A 16,988-nucleotide genomic window follows, 5' to 3' on the forward strand; every position below is an offset into this window, starting at 1 on the left:
CCGAAGCCGGGAATTCAAACAGGAGTTTTGCAATCGATCGGAAGTTCGAAATAAAAGCAGGAGGATTTGCCGAATTTTTCCGCGAGTCCGATACTCCCATGATGGCTTTCCACAATTTTCTTGCTAATGGCCAATCCAAGTCCCGTCCCGCGAGATTCCTTAGCCGTAAAAAACGCGTCGAATATCGCGCTTCGGATAAATTGGGGAACACCCGGACCGTTATCCCAAACTTCGAATCGAATTTTTTCCACGATGCCCGATTGCCCTTTGATACCGAAGATATCGATGCCCAATAATTTATTCTCCGTTACTTCGGTGCAAAGTGCGTCCTTTGCATTGATTAACAGATTGAGCAGGACCTGCTTAATTTTCTGACTTTGGCACAAAATAAGAGGTAGGGATTCGCGTTCTCGCGCTTCCTCCACTCTGATTTTCTCGATCTGCAAAAGTGGATCCGCTAGAGCTAGGGCATCGTCTCGGAGGTTATACGGATCGACCTTCTCGAAGCTTGTCCCGTCTCCCTTCGCATATAATAGTAAATCCTTAACCAGTTTTGATAAGTGATCCGTTTCTGCCGAAATAATATCCACGTATTTCAGAAGTTTGGGATCGACTAATGATTTTGCCAATAGATTGGAGTAGCCCAGAACGATCGTAAGCGGATTGTTAATCTCGTGAATCATTGCAGCCGCAATGAGCCCGATGGATTCCAATTTTTGGCTCCTACGTAAAATCGATTCGTAGGAATCCTTCTCCGTCTCGATCATTTTTCGTTCAGTTTGATCCAACAAGAATCCTTCCAAATAGCCCGGATTCTGCGAGTGTGCAAATACCCGCAAGGTTCCATAAAAAGGAGAACCGTCTTTTTTCAGTAGGTGTACTTCCTCACCTTGTATTTTACCTGTTTCGGCTAATAGCCCGTTAAGAACATTTCTCTGATCGCGATCCACTAAAATGTCGGCCACGCGAATCAGTGCGGAAGAAGAATTTGGATCGTAACCGAGCATTTTGAAGAAGGTAGGATTCCCGTAGATGACTTGGCGATTATAAACCGCAAAAATACCTTCCAGCGCGTTATCCAATAAGGATCGAAGCCGCTCAGTGGTTACTCGTAATGTTCGTTGCATTTCCATCGGTTCGGTTACGTCTTTCAGGATGGAAACGAAGGAAATGATCTTACCCGCGGAATCCTTTGTCGAAGAAATCGTTTGATCGCAATAAAACAAATCGCCGTTTTTCTTCTTATTTACAACGGTTGCCCGGAAGGTCTCCCCGTTCAAAATCGTTTCCCATAACCGTTTGTAAAAAGTCTGATCTTGTAATCCGGATTTTAATCGATTGGGCGAGCAACCTTGGATCTCGTATAAACTGTATCCCGTAAGTTTTTCGAATGCAGGATTTACGAATTCTATATTGCCGCCGGAGTTTGTTACAAAAATCGCGTCGGCGGTATCGTTTACTGCTGCCGCCAATTGAAGATTATGCGATTGCACCTTTTTACTATTCGTTTCATCAAAGAAGGAAAGTAAAATGTACGATATTTGTCCGTTATCGGTTTTAATAGTATCGAATTTACAAGAGGTTGAAAACGAAAGTTCCGATGCGGTAACGATTTCTAAATCGGGAAAACTTCCCGCTTCTTCTCCCAGAATTTTCTCCAGAAAATTTTCCTTTGGAAAGGGTATTCCGGCTGCCCGAACGATCCTCCAGGGGGATTCATAGAAATGGTGTCCGATTAAATCGTTCGACGTACCGCCTAACCATTGCAAGGCCCTATCATTTGCAAACATGATTCTTCCCTTGCCATCTAAGAGATAAATCGCTTCCTGCAATAAATTAAGGGTTCGATAGTATAAATTCTCGGGGGGCGTGCTGTCTCCTATAATGGGAGAATCTTCGCTCGAAGATTCTCCACCGAATAAAGTCATCGAAAATTTCCTAGCGCTGAAAATGACATTTTAACAGTATGATAGAGAATTGAGAAGAAATATTGTCCCTTAAGCGACAATATTTAAAGAAAAGCTAGTCTCCCAGAAGGCGGAATAGATAAATCGTCAATCTTTGCAATTTATCTCGTTCAGGCCCGGGAATGTCTTTTTCGAGATCTATCGTTTTTCGATAGATCGACTTCAGGTGATTTTTCATGGTTCCTTGATGAATACCAAGTTCTTCGCAAACTAGACTCTTATCTTTTCCAGAGGCTATCCCGGCACATATTTCGGTCTCCTTTCGAGTAAGCTTGGTTTTTTCCCGAAGCATCCGTACGAGAGCCGCTTTGTCCAAGCCTTCGTATCTACGAAATATATCCGGAGGTGAAATCGGTTCCGTTCCGATTTCCATGGACCCCCGCAATTTTACAAGGCCGCCCACTTCATTATTAGAAAGAATCATACTAAGGAAACTTGAGATCTTTCCTTCTTCGTCCTGAATTGGGGAAATGACCTGGTTCCATTGTACATATTTTCCGGCGTGGTTTCGATTCAGAAAACTGCCATGAAACTCTTTCCCGCTCAGAATCTTTTCCCAAAATTCATCATAGAATTCCCGTGACGTTTGGCCAGATTGAAAGATTTTAGGGGTCTTTCCGACCAATTCCTCCTCTTTAAATCCTGAAAGCGTCTCAAATTGCCGATTAACGGCGAGAATAGTGCCGCTTTTGTCCGTTAAAAACATCGCATTACGCGATTGTCTAAATGCCCTATAAATCGCCTCGTTACGCATCGAAGCGCAAGCGGATCCACCTTTTAAGAAAAGAAATAAAGAGAGTCGTTTTTGGGAGTTGGGCAGCACAGGAGCGATTTGCAATACGGGAATTTCTTCCCCGCCTTTTTTACGAAGATAGACGTAGCCTCGCCATTCCCCTTCCCGTAAAGTTGATGGGAAGACCTCGGACGCGATATAAGCACGATCCGCATCGGAGAAAAAATCCATGAATTTTTTTCCGAAGAATACGTCGCCCGAATGAAGTCCTAAAATTTCCAGTCCTTTGCCGCTTATATGTATAATTTGGCCCTGCAAGTCGCAGATCAGTAGGATGTCAGGTAAGGTTTCGTATTTTAGAACGTATTCCTTTAAATCTTCCAATCTCTCGATCCTTCTAGCTCCCGTGAGGTTTCGGGAAACTATATTAAACGGACGCGAAATTTCCCAAGAAAATGAAGAGGGGGAAAACTCTCGCCTTCTTACACTACGTAGGACAAAAAAAACCTACAAAATCCAACAACTTTGGAGAATTTCCTGCGCAAGAAAGGTGTTCTAACTTGTTATTTTATGACGACTTTTTCTTTAAAATCATTGCGAGTAGAATTGCAATTTTTCTAGGAATAGTGAAGCAATAGAACGGAACCTTTTTGATACTGAAATCTAATCCGATCTCCGGAAGGAAACATCGAATAACGTAATCGGTTTCATATTTATAATCACCTACTCCGTTTCTGGCGCAAAATAAAACGAATCACCGCAAAAATCAACGAACGCGCTCTATATATCCTCTTTACCGGCGCAAACTCAGACGTGAATCTCTTCTTTAAACCGGAAAAACTCCTGTTTTGCAGCGTAGATCTTTCTTGCAACCGATCTTGGACGAACGAATCATAACTTTATGAACGATCTCATTTTGGTTATTGGAAATAAGAATCTTTCTTCTTGGTCGTTTCGACCTTGGATACTACTTAAACAAGCCGGTGTTCCGTTTCGGGAAGTTTCGTTAAAACTTTTTACTCCGGAATACTCCTCGGTGATCGAGAAATACTCTCCCTCTAAAAAAGTACCGGTACTCCACGATGGGGATTTATGGATCTGGGATAGTTTAAGCATTAGCGAATATATCGCGGAAAAATTCCCTCAGCTTTGGCCCAAGGATCCTTCGACAAGAGCTAAAGCAAGATCCGTTTCGGCGGAAATGCATTCCGGTTTTACCGGATTGCGTAGCAATCTCGGTATGAATTTTACCGGAAGAATTAAAGGAAAAGAAATCCCCCCGGAGGCGCTAAAAGATATTGATCGAATCATTCAAATCTGGACTGAAAACTTACAGTCGTTTGGCGGACCATTTTTATTCGGAAAAGATTTTACTGTTGCGGACGCGTTCTACGCGCCTGTTGTCTCCAGATTTATCACGTACGACGTAAATCTTCCGGATCTAGCTTCCCAGTATGTTCGAACAATTTCCGGACTGCCCGCATATAAAGAATGGGAAGCGGAAGCAGCCAAAGAATTAGAGAGCGCTTAAGAAATCCTAGGTATCGTAAAAAAGCTTCTCACCACAATTTCAGCGTTTCTTAAAAAACGATCTGGAATCCGGAATTCCTTACTAGAACTAAATACATCCGCTCTGATTGGAAAAATAAATACTATACAAATTTTTAGTTTACATATAAATAGCTAAATTGTATTCTTTTCCCGAAAGTTTAACTTCGAGATAGCAGATGAAAAAGCAACGAAGAGGTACGATTTCCGCACCGGAAGGACGATTCGATTCAGTATCTCGAGAGATCTGGAATGAAGATAGAGAAGAAGACGAAGGAAATCGAACTACTCAATTTTTTTCGGAAGATTCTAAATCGATTCTCACTCATAACGATTCTCCCGATATCCCTATTGACGCGAGTATCAATCCGTATCGCGGTTGCGAGCACGGGTGCATTTATTGTTTTGCGCGTCCAAATCATGCGTATGTGGATCTCTCCCCCGGGATCGATTTCGAGTCCAAAATTTTCGTAAAGAAGAACATAGATCGCCTACTGATCAATGAATTGAGAAAACGCAAAGGCCCGGTAGAAACGATTACCCTCGGAACTGCAACCGATCCGTATCAGCCCGGGGAAAGAACCTATCGGAATACGAGAAAAATTTTAGAAGTCTTACTCAAATTTCGACAACCCACTGCCATCATTACCAAATCATCGTTAATTCTACGAGATATAGATATTTTGTCGGAAATGGGAAAATTAGGCATCCTGAAAGTATATGTTTCGGTAACTACGCTAGATAAAGAACTTTGGTCGACGCTCGAACCCAGAGCCCCCGCTCCTGGAAAGAGATTGGAAGCGATTCGCGGTTTATCAAAGGGATCGGTGCCGGTTGGGGCGATGTTCGCTCCTGTGATTCCTTTTTTAAACGATTCGGAAATGGAAACAATTTTGGAAGAAGTAAGGAATGTCGGCGCTTCCAGTGCCGGAATGGTCCTTCTCCGCCTTCCATACGAAGTATCCCAACTGTTCGTCGAATGGCTGGAAATCAATTACCCGTTAAAAAAGGAGAAGATCCTTCGAGTGCTTAGTGAAGCCCGCGGAGGTAAATTATACGATTCCGACTTTAGCCAACGTATGACCGGAACGGGCAAGTATGCAGAACTTTTACAAACTAGATTCCGGTTGGCGACAAAACGCTTCAATCTAAACGAAAGGGCCTCCTTTCGCAAAGACTTATTCCGAGTTCCGGAGGAATACCAAGTTCAGCCGAGCAAAAATCAGGATCTATTGCCTGGACTTTTTTAGTATTCCATATCGGAACCCGGAGCAGAAATCGGCGCGCAAGGGAGCATTCGATACTAAAATTGAACTTCCTAGAGTCGTACTAGGATTCTACCCGAACGCACTAGATCATTTAATATGCTCTTGAAGTTGTTTGACTTGCTGTTCCTTCTCGGGAGATTGCCAAGCTTTATAAGAGAAGGTGTTTTGATCGTAGGTCCTGGTTACGTAGTTTTCTTTGTATGGAGCAATTAATTCCTTGTCAGGCTCGGTAGTTTTAGCCGCGAGAATCTTCCTCATCCCGTCGGCACCCTGTGAAAACCATTCTGGATCGATCGGAAGATTCACTCGATGCCCTCGCAATTGAGAGAGTGCATACGGCCCGTCAAAACCGCTCTCACGAATCAATTTACCGAAGAATAGGAAATCAATTTCTTGTCTTCCCCCGTTCAACTTTCCGTCATAGGAGGCCCAAGCGATTGGTTCTCCACTCGCGGCATGAATCAAATTCGCTTCCAAATGATAGGTGCCGGATCTAAAAACATTTAATGCCGCGCGAACGGAAAGGGATCCGTCGGAAGGAGAATCGGAAAAGTAACTGCTCCATTCCGCCGGTTGATTAGGCGAGGAGAAGAAGGAAGAAATGATTTTGCCTTCCTTCTTCTCTTTTCCGTAAACGAATTCCACTTCCAAAAACATATCTCCCCAATCTTTAGAGGTCGGTCTCCATTGAAACGTAAACAGATTGTCCTTCGCTTTTACGTCTCCATCTACCCCGTTATCGTTTCCGTCCGGACTTATAGCTCCGAATTTGTTACCGTCAAATTCCCTCGTTAATTTCACATTTCGAACGTCCAAAGGAACTCTTTGAAATTTATTATCGTAACATTCAAGAGTAATGTATAAAGGATCGCGGGTTCCGATCGCCGCCCATTGTAAAGGTTGAAGCTTGCAGGAGTAGCCGTTAGGTTGTTTGTCCGTCGGTTTATCCGCCATCGGTACTGCAGAAATGCCTATGAAGTACGGATTCAATAGATCTTCGTTATATTTTGTTAGAGGTCTGGAATTCGGAGGATACTCGGACCATTCAAGATAATCTTTTAAAATTTTTTCGGGTGGAATGCTTTCATCCAAACTTTGAAAATAACCGGAATCGGATGTTCCGGAAGCCGACGGGGATACTCCCCTAGCCATAAATTCCGCTTTTTCTTTTTTCTCTTTCTCGGTAAGAAAGAGTCCTTCTTCCTTCGCCTCTTCCCATAATACAAAAAGAATCAATAGACTTGCGATTAGCAATCCTGCATAGATCCAATTTTTTTTATTCTTCATGAATTAATTTTTCCTTCCACTCTCGGCCTAACTGTTTGTTCAGAGATGTCTTTCCGCTCAACCGTTTTATTTTGTCCGAGGACATTGGTGAGCTTAGTAATCCTAACGGATTAATTTTATATACGAGTAGAAACGAGTAGCGACCTTCCCTAAAAAATATAAGTGAAATATCATTGAAGACTCTGTTTTTAAAGTAAAACAAATGTTACAAATAGTGCCGAACACAGTACGTAAATTGTAACGACCATTACATATAAATTTTTTATAATAATTTTGAACGCCTTCCATTTATTTTACATTCTAACTGTTATGTTAAAAAACTCTCCAATCACTTGACGCATAGCACAACATAGTACATAGTAGTATCACGAGAAATTCACGAACACTTGTTCAGGAATTTCTCAAAAGATCGGAGAATAGTGAAGATGAAAAATTGGAAGAGTATGGGATTGGGGTTAGCTTTCGCATTGTTGTTTGCTGGTTCCCTTTCGGCACAAACATATACAATATTCGTGCACGGAAAATCGAGCTCAAACCACAACGGCGTCGGCCCAACTGATGTGAACAACTACTGGGGAACCGCTCCTAATTCGGTATCCGGAGCGAAGATTTTCGTTGGATACGATGGAACGAGCGACCCTAGAACGTATGGCACAGCCAGAGCCCAAACCAACCTGACTACCGGCCTAAACACGTATTGCAAAGGATCCAATTCTTGTAAAATCGTGTGCCACAGTGCAGGCTGTTATGCAACGGAATATTGGCTTTCCAATCTCGGAGCTACCACTGCAAGCAGAGGCTATCATATCACGAAAGTGACCGCATTAGCTTCGGCATCGGGTGGATCCGAATTGGCTTCAGCACTGAACGGAATCACTTTCGGTTTCGGCGGAAATGCCATGGATAAAGCCTTAATCGTTGGAACTGCTCGTGGTGCATACAACCATAATGTCACCGCAGGAGTGACTCTGTACCAAGTTCCAGGTTATAAAGGATTTTCGGGAATTCAAGGGGCATCTTCCTGGATTCTTCCGGGTAACGACGATGGAGCCGTTGCATTCCATTCTTCTTGCGCATACAATAAGGCTGGCGGTTTAAGCGTATGTCAATCCTCCGTAACCCAAAGCGAAGGTATTTGGCCGTTCAATTCGAACGTAACTTATACTCAGTTTCAGGGCCACACGAGAGCTCCTTCTGTGGGATCCGGGGGATTATACCTTGATCACATAGAGTTAGAAGGCGAAGGCTGGCGTTAATTTAACGATGGTTCGCCGTACGGCTGTGCGGCGAACTTATTTATCTTAAAATCCATAAACTTCTTCCACCGAAGAGAATCGTTCTTAATATATCTGTATGAACGGAACAAATCGATTGATACGGAAGAATCTAATTCAAATAACCTGCCTCTTATCAACTTTCCTTTTTACTTCTTGCTCTCGTATGCTTTGGCGCCCCGCCGGACTCGCAATCGAACGTGGATGGTCCGAAACCGGAAAGGAACTAGTACAAACTGAAGTCACGTACGAAGAACGTTTTTCCTGGAATCCTTTAGCCGGAACGAGTCAAAAACGAAATTATAAAACGAAATTCAGAATATACGATTTAACCGGCGCGCCGGATCCCAAGGGAGAACCTCCCATCTATAGTTATGAAGCGGCTCATTGGACATTACCCGGATCAGTTTATTATCATTCCTCGACTGCAAGACTCTTTTGGATCCAGGGAGTGAACGACGAATATGGAGGAAATTCTAGAACCCCATCCGTTTGGTCTCCCCGTGGATTCAGATCCTTCGAGCCGAGGCGGTTCTTAAGTAATGAACAAACTATATTACATTTTGTGCCTTCTCCGGACGGAGGAACGGCGGCTTTATTAATCGGTAAAGTCGACGAAAGTCTGGAGGTCATCTCTCCGAAATTGATCCTCGCCGACACGAACGGGCAATCGTCCGCATTAGATAAAGGTTATTCTGAGAATCTTTTATCGGATTGGAAGGAAATCCCCACGTACCAACTTCGATGGTCTGCGGATTCGTCCTCGATCTACCTTCGACTCGGTGAACAGGTCGTGAAGATAACTCGAAAAGACGGAATATTAACTAAGGCGAATGAGTTCCCTCGTTGCTTTTTTCCTCCCACAAATTTCGGTCCAGTAGGGATCAGTCCGGTAGGGACCGGAGGAGATTCATCTAAAGCGAGGGAACTTGAGCCCGCTCCATTTCGAAACTATTCCGATCGGCCTATGGTGAAATATACCGATCGGATCAGGGATTGCAGTCTCCCAAAATAAAGATTCGTTCCGAATGGAGTTCTTTGAAAGTACTTTCTGTCTAATGAACAATCAATGGAACCAGTCGTAACTCAAACAAAAGAAGAGAGCAATCCGATCACTTCAGTTCCTTTATCGATCTTTGAATCGGCTAAAGAAGCGATCGTAATTACCGATCCTGACGGATTGATACTCTTCGTGAACTCGGCTTTTTTCAGATTTTACGGCGTTAGCAAAAAAGATGTTATCGGAAAATCGATTAGTATCGTCTTACCCGAGGCCGCTCGAGAATTCGCAATAATCAAATATAAGGATGCTTTTAGATCCTACCCGGATATCGTGCAAGTGGAGGCCGAAGCAATCAGAGCTGACGGTAAACTAACGCGCGTTGATTCTCGAATCGGTTTCATAACTCAGGGAGATCGAAGGGTGGCAATGATATCCTACGTGTCTCCTTTGATTCCGGACGCGCCCGATGCGGTCGGAGAAGCGGAACAATTAATCGGCGTCGTTAAAGATAAACTGACGGCAAACTCGATGCTGGTGGAAAGCGTAAGTAAGCTGAACGAAGCCAAGGATGCATTGAAGAAAAATTTCGAGATGTTCCATCTTGCGCTAAAAAACTCGAAAGTGATGTTTTTTTCCCAAGACATAGAGTTGCGCTATACCTGGGTATTTCATCCAAACCTCGGAGATTCCGAAGAAAAGATTATCGGTAAAGGCGAATACGATATTTTCCCGAAAGAAACCGCATACCGGATTACCAGATTAAAAGAGAAAGTCATCAGGACAGGCAAGCCCTTCCGCGGAGAGGTAATTCTTCCATACCGAGGCGAAGACACGTATTTTGATTTAACGGTAGAGCCGTTAAGGCTTCCCGATGGAACCGTCAAAGGTATCACTACGGCCGCAATCGATATCACCGATCAAAAGCAAATCCAAAAGGAATTAGAGGCAATGATCGGTGAAAAAGAAGTGATGCTCAGAGAGATACACCATCGCGTGAAAAATAACTTGGCCATTATTCAAAGCCTATTCGAGTTTTCAAAAATGAGGTTATCCGAGGAAGAAAACGGAGCTTCGCTTCTTCCGATCTTTGAGGATTGCCAAAATAGAATCCGATCAATGGCTTTAATTCATGAGAACTTATATTCTGCACGCAGTCTAGGTTCTATTTCACTTAGGGAATATATTGAACAATTAACGGAAAACGTTAAATCTTCGATTCTGTTCGACCAGGATAAAATCGAAGTGATATGTAACTTGCAGGAAGTCCCGTTGGATATCGACCGAACGATTCACCTCGGTATGGCTTTTAACGAACTGCTTACTAATTGTTTTAGACACGCCTTCCCCAAACGATCCGGCAGAATTCAAATTTCGCTGACATCGAATCGCAAAGAAGCTGAACTTAAGATAGAGGATGACGGACAAGGCTTCAATCCGGATAGAAAGAAAAGGACTTCCCTAGGATTGAATCTCGTGGAGGCAATGGCGAAAAAAATTTCAGGAACCCTAGAATCCTCGGGAACCCCGGGGGAAGGATCTGTTTTCAGAATCGTCTTTCCCTTAGAAAAGCCCGAATTGTTTTAAGACAGTCTGCCTTTTCTTCTTTCCTTAATATATTCAACGACCGCCGGTAAAATCGAAACGATAATAATTCCGATAATCACCAACTTGAAATTCCGCTGGATAAACGGAAGATTTCCGAATAAATAACCGCCGATACTGAAAATTAGAATCCAGGCAATTCCGCCGACGATATTATATATAATAAATTTAGAGTAGGTCATTTTTCCGATGCCCGCGACGAAAGGCGCGAATGTTCGAACGATCGGAATAAAGCGAGCGATGATGATCGTTTTTCCGCCGTATACTTCGTAGAACAGGTGGGCTTTTTCCAGATGCTTTTTATTTAGGAACGGAATTTTTTTCCGAGCTAGGATTTTTTCTCCCGCGAGATTGCCGATCGTGTAGTTGACCGTGTCTCCCAGGATTGCGGCGATAATAAGGAGTAAAATGACCGTAATCAGGTCCAAAGAACCTCTGGAAGCAAAGGCGCCGACGGCGAAAAGTAAACTATCTCCGGGAAGGAAAGGCGTCACAACCAAGCCGGTTTCACAAAAGATAATAAGAAAAAGAATCAGATAAACCCAAATGCCGTACGACTGGATTAAAATATCCAGATGATGTTCCAAATGAAGAAAGAAATCCAATATAAATTTAATCGTCTCCAAAAGCCGCCTCCTCAGTCAGGATCGAAGGCTCTCCGGAGAAGTCAAACGTCTTCAACTTCGCTTCCCGGAAAGAGAGAATGTATCTCCCCGCCCTTACGAAATATTTTCGTCGGATAATTTAATCGAATCTTCTCGGAAGAGACGCCTCTCTTATCGGGTCGAATTCTTGCATCAAATTCGATCTTATCCCCCACAACTACTTGAAGATTTCGGAACCTTAAAGAGTAATAGAAATCTTGCGCCGAAATAATTTTTCTACCGGATACTAGTAATCGAATGTCTCTTATCAAAATTCGAGATTGTTCCGGATTTCTATGGATAAGGACAGAACCGACAGTCCCGCTGAATCTAGTTCGAATTTTCGGTAGGTTTTCCAACTCTTTCTTCAAATTCTTCTTCCGTTCTGCGACTAAGAAGCGATCCTTTCCTCTCTTAGGACAATCGTTTTTTGCGTGCGGAGTCTCCCTATCCAGTTATTAGGAACATTCCCTTCAAAATTCGGGTCCAATATTCGTAAGTCCGGCTTTTTAGGAGTTTTCCAATGCAAACCAACTTTAATCCTAACAAATTGTCACGGGCAAAAAAGATCGCCTTCGTGACACTCTTACTTTCGATCTTTGCCAGTTACGGGTGCTTTACGAATATTCGCCCGGGAGAGGCCGGACTCCGTTGGCATCCTCTCACATCCGGATTGCAAAAGGATCTTCTGACAAACGCACTCTATTTGTATGCACCGTGGAACGATATTTATCTTTATCCGATCCAATGGACCTCGTACAAAGAGAAAGTCGACGTGTTGACCAGAGACGATCTTACCATCAACGTGGTGGCGGCGGTCATTCTGAGACCGGTCGCATCCGAAATCTATAATCTACAAATCGAGATCGGACCTGATTACTACGAAAAAGTAGTTCGTCCGCAATTTAGGACCTCGGTAAGAAACGCATTATCAGCGTACAGTATGATTCGGATATCCAAGGAAACTCCGAAAGTTTCCCAGGATATCAGGCAGGCATTAGGTGAGAAATTGAGAGGCAAGCATATAGAGATCGACGACGTAATCATAGATGATATCGAATATAGTCGACCGATTTTAACCGCTATCGAAGGAAAATTGACGAAAGAGCAAGAACAAGAACAGATGAAATTCGAGATCAACATCGCGAAGAAAGATGCCGAGATAACGATTATTCATGCCGAAGCCAAAGCGAAAGCTACGGTCATAGAAGCAGAAGGAAAAGCGAAGGCTCAAAAATTGATCGCCTCTCAGTTGACTAAACAATATCTGCAATTGAAAGCGTTCGAAAATCCGAACTCGAAACTTATGATTGTACCTTCCGGAAAAGATAGTTTGCCATTGATATTGAATACGCCTCAGGAAAATGCGAAATCCGAAGAATAAATCGTTCAGATTTTATCGCTTTATTCGATTAAAAATCATGAATTCAAGGATTCTTATTTCCCTACTCGCAATGATAGTTTTCTTTAGCGTTCATTGCGGGGGAGCGTCGGAGTCCCCTTCATATAATCTAGTATATACTAAAAATATAAAGTTTCAAGAGGCGGCTACGGAAGCCGTTCGCAATATCCCGGAGGAAACTCACGGCAGAGTTCAAACTAATGCGATCTACGTTTTATCGAATGGTGAGTCGGTTTTGGAAGCATACGGTAACGGCTTCGATCCTAAACATCTGCAGCCTCTTTGGTCGATTTCCAAATTTCTGTTAAATACGGTTGCCGGTATGGCCGTTCTAGAAGGAAAACTGGATCTATCGCTACCCGTCGCCGGTTATCTACCCGAATTGGAATCCATATTACCAAAAACGCTTACAGTAAAGGATCTTCTCTATCATGCCAGCGGAGGAGATTGGAAGGAAGGATACGAATGGAATCCGTTCAGATCGGATGTCCTCGCAATGCTTTACGGAATCGGCACGGACGATCACGCCGCTTACGTTTCGACGAAATCTTTTCGACCTGGTTTAGCCGTAAAATATTCTAGCGGCGATTCCAACCTTCTCTCCGCAGTACTCGCTTCGATCTACGAAAGGGAAGGAGGATTTCCGAAAGTTTTTTTTGAAAGAATGGAGATCAAAGAATATGTTTGGGAAACCGATTCCAAAGGAGTTCCTGTCGGTTCTTCGTATGCGTATCTTAGGCCGAAAGATTTGGCGAGGATAGGGGAACTCTACATTCACAACGGACTACATAAAGGAAAACGAATCTTTTCCGAAACTTGGATGCGGGAGACCTCAGGTCCATTTCCTAAGGAAACGGCACTTCCGTTTCCGTTATCGTACTTACCGATCCCGTCAATGGGAGGTCATCTTTACTCGAATCGAAAGAGGGGAACTCCTGAAATTCCGGTATTCGAATTCCTATCCGGAAATTCTATCTTCGGATCGGGCCACTGGGGACAATCCTTAGTCATTGATCCGGATAGGAAATTGGTGATTGTTAGATTTGGAAACGACCGCTTAGGTAGATTTCCAATGAAAGATTTCGCTAAAAAAATCCTTTTGGCAATCTCGGAGAACGAGGAAAGCACTCAATGAGACCGAATCTTTTCGGATTTCGTAAATCGAAATGGATTCGGAAAGTCCTTTCCATTTTCCTAATAGGAATTGCCATCCTGCCGCTCATCCTGTATCTGCTAATTTTATTTCGCTTAGTACCGGGGGAATTGGCCCAGATACAGTCTAGGTTTGCCGCAAAGGAAGGATGCTCTTGTCTCTTTGTCGTCAAGGGCAACGATCAGTATTGCAAACGATATGCGACCGTTTTTTATCCCCCCGACGAATGGAATAAAACCGAAAATTCTTTGAGCGTATCTTTCTTCATGACGAACGGACGATTCAAAGCAACCGCAAGATTCCATGGATTTCCTGAGGGCTGTCGTCTAGTAACGGAAGGTGACTCGAAATAAATTAAATTCGCATTCGAGTACGCTTGAATCTACTTTGATGATCCCGCCAAGGATGCGTCGGGCGCCAGTCCCGAGCGTTTAACGATCTCGAGTTTCATCTCTGGAAAACGGTGCGAAGGGATGAGGGTGACTGCCCGAACCCAAAGCAGCTTGGTCCTGCAAAGCAGGAGGCGGCCAAGTTTTGCGCGAATTCCACCGGTTACGAAAAAAATCGGAAAAATCATAACACCTTTTTCGACACTCTAACCGAAATTCCGAATCCGAAATCGGAATCAGTACGGGTGATTCCTAACGATTTTCCGCGTCATACATACTATCAACGGTTAATGGTAAGCGACATGAAAATCACACCAAATGCGAGGAAACCGAAAGCGATGATCTGGAAAAAAATGTTCGTCGCAGTTTGGAATAAATTACCTCACGGTTTTAGAATGAGGATCATCGGAGATTCGCAATCCTCCGATCTTGAATTTTAAGAGCCGGATTGATTCAACCATATCCAATTCGGCAATTCCGGAAATTCAGAGCTAGGCCTCTTTGCAATTCTTTCGATTCTTATTTCCCCTCCACTAACTTCGTTTCATTTTCTGAATAGTTGAGAAAACTGTTCTAAGACTTTTTTAAATTATGCCATTTTGACGTAAAATTTAGACGGACGATCTGAATCCAAAATCTACTAGTTCTTAATTCATCCCCCCATAACCTATGACTGGCCACTTAAATCGGGACCAGCTCGCCTTTCCCAAAATTGCTTTTCGCGAACCTGAAGGCAAAGAAATTCTTTTCAGAACAACGGATCTAAATAAAATTCCCAAAGAGGAAATGGCATGAAGTGTCGGATATCGAGTATCTATACTTTCGTTCTTTTTTCCAGTTTTCTGCCCGTCTTGGCGGAAGAGAAAATTGTGGAAGGAAAGCTTCTTCAATTCGGAAAACTCATCCACTCCGGGGAAGAATTTATACAAATCGAATCCAACGACCTCGGTCCCGAACTTTCAAAGTACCAACAGCATACCGTTCGCCTTTTATGTGAAATGAAGGAGCGGCATTGCATGCCGTTGCGTTTCGATTTATCTCCCTTTGACGAAGATGCTGGCATTCATCCGTGGACTCTGAAGAAAATTCCTGACTATGTAAGTCGAAATCAATATTCGATCAACCCGACAGTCACTCCCGATGGTCGATACTTATTCTGGACAGTATTTCGACCCCAAGGAAGACACGGGACTCAGAAAATTTGGTACGCGGAAAAGGACGAAAAAGGTTTCTGGAAAGACGGAAAGGAAATGCCCTACCCTTTAAATAACGATATGCCGTCCGCAGTATTGTCCGCTTTACCCGGCGGAAACGAACTTTATGTTTTTGGAAGCTACGATGAAGAGGAACAAAGAAAAAAAATAGATGAAGAATTGGAATATAAAAGAAAGGAAATATATCAAGATATCGACAATGACCCGAATATTTCCGCTAAACTCGATACGATAGAGAAGGAGCATCGGAAGAAAAGGGAGGCTTTGGCCAAACGCGTCCCTCTATATAAAAGCTTTCGCGAGAACGGTACTTGGTCAGTTCCCAAAATCATAGACTTTCCCGGCTTTTATAATAACTATCGAAAAAGTAGCAACCCTTCTCAAGAAGTTTTTGGCGGTTCCACATTATCTTCTTCCGGTAGGGTCATGATCTTCTCGGTTCAACGGGAAGATTCGGTCGGAAAACTCGATTTATACATTAGCTTTCAACAGGAAGACGGAACTTATTCGTTTGGACAGAGTCTAGGAAGCTCGATCAATACCGAAAAAGAAGAGATGGCTCCCTTTCTTGCAAGCGACGATCGAACTCTTTATTTTTCCAGCGACGGTCATCAAGGAATCTCCATTTATGTGACTCGGAGAGTAGGGAGCGATTGGACTCAATGGACTAAGCCGATAGAAGTTTCCGAAAATTTGAAAGGCGTTAATTTTTTCTCCATCCCCGCAAATAGTAAATGGGCTTATGTCAGCAGAGACGGCAAACTATATATGGCGTATCTACCCAAAGATTTCCGTCCGAATTCGGTCGTCGTCGTAAACGGAAAAGTGTCTGATGAAAACGGAAATCCGATTTCCGCCGAAATACATTACGAATCCTTAACCAACTTCAAGGAACTAGGTATTGCAAAAAGCGATCCTAAAACCGGGTCTTTCAGCCTAGTACTCCCTTACGGCGAGAAATACGGATTCTATGCCAAGAAGGAAGGATTTCTTACCGTATCTAGAAATTTAAATTTAGGAAGTTCGTCCGATCAGGAAAAAGTCGCCGTCGAATTCATATTGCCTTCCATAGCGGTAGGCCGACAAATTCAGTTGAATAATTTATTTTTCGAAACGAAAAAATTCGAAATTTCGAAAGAGTCCGAACCGGAACTAAATCGACTTGCCGAATTATTGAAATCAAATTCTAATTTAAAAATTCTTGTGGAAGGGCATACCGACAACGTAGGCAAAAAAACGGATAACCAAACTCTCTCCGAAAATCGTGCGAACGCAATCGCAGAATATCTTAAAATGAAACACGGAATCACTGAAGATCGAGTGCAAATCAAAGGATATGGAGACTCGCAACCTATTTCGCCCAACGATACCCCGGAAGGTAGACAAAAAAATCGACGAGTCGTTTTTCAAATCGTAGAATAATCGATACCATCTAAATCGACTGGCGGTCCGATTCAATGATAAGACCACATAACGTAACTTTTCCTTTAAACCGGATCCGAAT

15 protein-coding genes are annotated in these 16,988 nt (G+C 43.2%); 10 read left to right on the forward strand and 5 right to left on the reverse strand.

Annotated elements, in window-relative coordinates; genetic code table 11:
• Positions 1-14: 14 nt before the first annotated feature.
• Positions 15-1,928: a PAS domain-containing sensor histidine kinase gene (locus LEP1GSC050_RS09350; RefSeq protein ID WP_010570957.1), complete on the reverse strand. Its 1,914-nt coding sequence runs from the start codon at positions 1,926-1,928 to the stop codon at positions 15-17.
• A gap of 94 nt (positions 1,929-2,022) precedes the next feature.
• Complete coding sequence (locus LEP1GSC050_RS09355; RefSeq protein WP_010570958.1) at positions 2,023-3,084, reverse strand: PAS domain S-box protein; 1,062 nt, start codon at positions 3,082-3,084, stop codon at positions 2,023-2,025.
• 517 nt (positions 3,085-3,601) lie between these two features.
• Here LEP1GSC050_RS09355 and LEP1GSC050_RS09365 point away from each other — a divergent pair.
• Both LEP1GSC050_RS09365 and LEP1GSC050_RS09370 read left to right on the forward strand, forming a co-directional pair.
• Positions 3,602-4,231, forward strand: a complete 630-nt coding sequence (locus LEP1GSC050_RS09365) for a glutathione S-transferase family protein (protein ID WP_010570960.1) — start codon at positions 3,602-3,604, stop codon at positions 4,229-4,231.
• Between the two features lie 196 nt (positions 4,232-4,427).
• Positions 4,428-5,498, forward strand: a complete 1,071-nt coding sequence (locus LEP1GSC050_RS09370; RefSeq protein ID WP_010570961.1) for a PA0069 family radical SAM protein — start codon at positions 4,428-4,430, stop codon at positions 5,496-5,498.
• A gap of 105 nt (positions 5,499-5,603) precedes the next feature.
• On the opposite strand, the gene LEP1GSC050_RS09375 is transcribed toward LEP1GSC050_RS09370, so the two are convergent.
• Positions 5,604-6,803, reverse strand: coding sequence for a hypothetical protein (locus LEP1GSC050_RS09375; protein WP_010570962.1), 1,200 nt, complete (start codon positions 6,801-6,803; stop codon positions 5,604-5,606).
• Between the two features lie 425 nt (positions 6,804-7,228).
• Here LEP1GSC050_RS09375 and LEP1GSC050_RS09380 point away from each other — a divergent pair, with 425 nt between their 5' ends.
• The 3 genes from LEP1GSC050_RS09380 (at position 7,229) to LEP1GSC050_RS09390 (ending at position 10,664) form a co-directional block, all read left to right on the forward strand.
• On the forward strand, positions 7,229-8,059 hold the full coding sequence (locus LEP1GSC050_RS09380; protein ID WP_010570963.1) for a hypothetical protein: 831 nt from the start codon (positions 7,229-7,231) through the stop codon (positions 8,057-8,059).
• 115 nt (positions 8,060-8,174) lie between these two features.
• Positions 8,175-9,092 (forward strand): hypothetical protein, encoded by a 918-nt coding sequence (locus LEP1GSC050_RS09385; protein WP_020987201.1) that lies wholly within the window; start codon positions 8,175-8,177, stop codon positions 9,090-9,092.
• A gap of 54 nt (positions 9,093-9,146) precedes the next feature.
• On the forward strand, positions 9,147-10,664 hold the full coding sequence (locus tag LEP1GSC050_RS09390) for a PAS domain S-box protein (protein ID WP_010570965.1): 1,518 nt from the start codon (positions 9,147-9,149) through the stop codon (positions 10,662-10,664).
• On the opposite strand, the gene LEP1GSC050_RS09395 is transcribed toward LEP1GSC050_RS09390, so the two are convergent.
• Together LEP1GSC050_RS09395 and LEP1GSC050_RS09400 are read right to left on the reverse strand one after the other, a co-directional pair.
• Positions 10,661-11,308, reverse strand: coding sequence for a DedA family protein (locus LEP1GSC050_RS09395; protein WP_010570966.1), 648 nt, complete (start codon positions 11,306-11,308; stop codon positions 10,661-10,663). The two genes, LEP1GSC050_RS09390 and LEP1GSC050_RS09395, sit on opposite strands and share 4 nt — an antisense overlap.
• 41 nt (positions 11,309-11,349) lie before the next feature.
• Positions 11,350-11,697 carry a hypothetical protein gene (locus LEP1GSC050_RS09400; protein ID WP_010570967.1) on the reverse strand — a complete coding sequence of 116 codons (348 nt, stop codon included), beginning with the start codon at positions 11,695-11,697 and terminating at the stop codon, positions 11,350-11,352.
• A gap of 152 nt (positions 11,698-11,849) precedes the next feature.
• Between LEP1GSC050_RS09400 and LEP1GSC050_RS09405 the strand changes: the two genes are divergently transcribed.
• From LEP1GSC050_RS09405 to LEP1GSC050_RS09425, 5 genes are all read left to right on the forward strand, one after another.
• Positions 11,850-12,710 (forward strand): prohibitin family protein, encoded by an 861-nt coding sequence (locus tag LEP1GSC050_RS09405; protein WP_010570968.1) that lies wholly within the window; start codon positions 11,850-11,852, stop codon positions 12,708-12,710.
• A complete protein-coding gene (locus LEP1GSC050_RS09410; protein ID WP_010570969.1) occupies positions 12,691-13,863 on the forward strand; it encodes a serine hydrolase domain-containing protein in 1,173 nt (390 codons plus the stop codon). Before LEP1GSC050_RS09405 ends, LEP1GSC050_RS09410 begins: the two co-directional genes overlap by 20 nt.
• Entirely contained in the window at positions 13,860-14,234 is a 375-nt protein-coding gene (locus LEP1GSC050_RS09415; protein ID WP_010570970.1) for a hypothetical protein, read from the forward strand. Before LEP1GSC050_RS09410 ends, LEP1GSC050_RS09415 begins: the two co-directional genes overlap by 4 nt.
• A gap of 110 nt (positions 14,235-14,344) precedes the next feature.
• Positions 14,345-14,710, forward strand: coding sequence for a hypothetical protein (locus LEP1GSC050_RS09420; protein WP_010570971.1), 366 nt, complete (start codon positions 14,345-14,347; stop codon positions 14,708-14,710).
• 351 nt (positions 14,711-15,061) lie between these two features.
• Positions 15,062-16,906: an OmpA family protein gene (locus tag LEP1GSC050_RS09425; RefSeq protein ID WP_020987216.1), complete on the forward strand. Its 1,845-nt coding sequence runs from the start codon at positions 15,062-15,064 to the stop codon at positions 16,904-16,906.
• The last annotated feature ends 82 nt before the right edge of the window (positions 16,907-16,988 follow it).

The organism is Leptospira broomii serovar Hurstbridge str. 5399, from assembly GCF_000243715.2.
GTDB classification, from domain to species: Bacteria; Spirochaetota; Leptospiria; order Leptospirales; family Leptospiraceae; genus Leptospira_B; species Leptospira_B broomii.

Coding starts and splice junctions, on each gene's coding strand:
- LEP1GSC050_RS09365 (WP_010570960.1), top strand. CDS start 3,602: ATGAACGATCTCATTTTGGTTATTGGAAATAAGAATCTTTCTTCTTGG.
- LEP1GSC050_RS09370 (WP_010570961.1), top strand. CDS start 4,428: ATGAAAAAGCAACGAAGAGGTACGATTTCCGCACCGGAAGGACGATTC.
- LEP1GSC050_RS09380 (WP_010570963.1), top strand. CDS start 7,229: ATGAAAAATTGGAAGAGTATGGGATTGGGGTTAGCTTTCGCATTGTTG.
- LEP1GSC050_RS09390 (WP_010570965.1), top strand. CDS start 9,147: ATGGAACCAGTCGTAACTCAAACAAAAGAAGAGAGCAATCCGATCACT.
- LEP1GSC050_RS09375 (WP_010570962.1), bottom strand. CDS start 6,803: ATGAAGAATAAAAAAAATTGGATCTATGCAGGATTGCTAATCGCAAGT.
- LEP1GSC050_RS09415 (WP_010570970.1), top strand. CDS start 13,860: ATGAGACCGAATCTTTTCGGATTTCGTAAATCGAAATGGATTCGGAAA.
- LEP1GSC050_RS09410 (WP_010570969.1), top strand. CDS start 12,691: ATGCGAAATCCGAAGAATAAATCGTTCAGATTTTATCGCTTTATTCGA.
- LEP1GSC050_RS09425 (WP_020987216.1), top strand. CDS start 15,062: ATGAAGTGTCGGATATCGAGTATCTATACTTTCGTTCTTTTTTCCAGT.
- LEP1GSC050_RS09405 (WP_010570968.1), top strand. CDS start 11,850: ATGCAAACCAACTTTAATCCTAACAAATTGTCACGGGCAAAAAAGATC.
- LEP1GSC050_RS09350 (WP_010570957.1), bottom strand. CDS start 1,928: ATGACTTTATTCGGTGGAGAATCTTCGAGCGAAGATTCTCCCATTATA.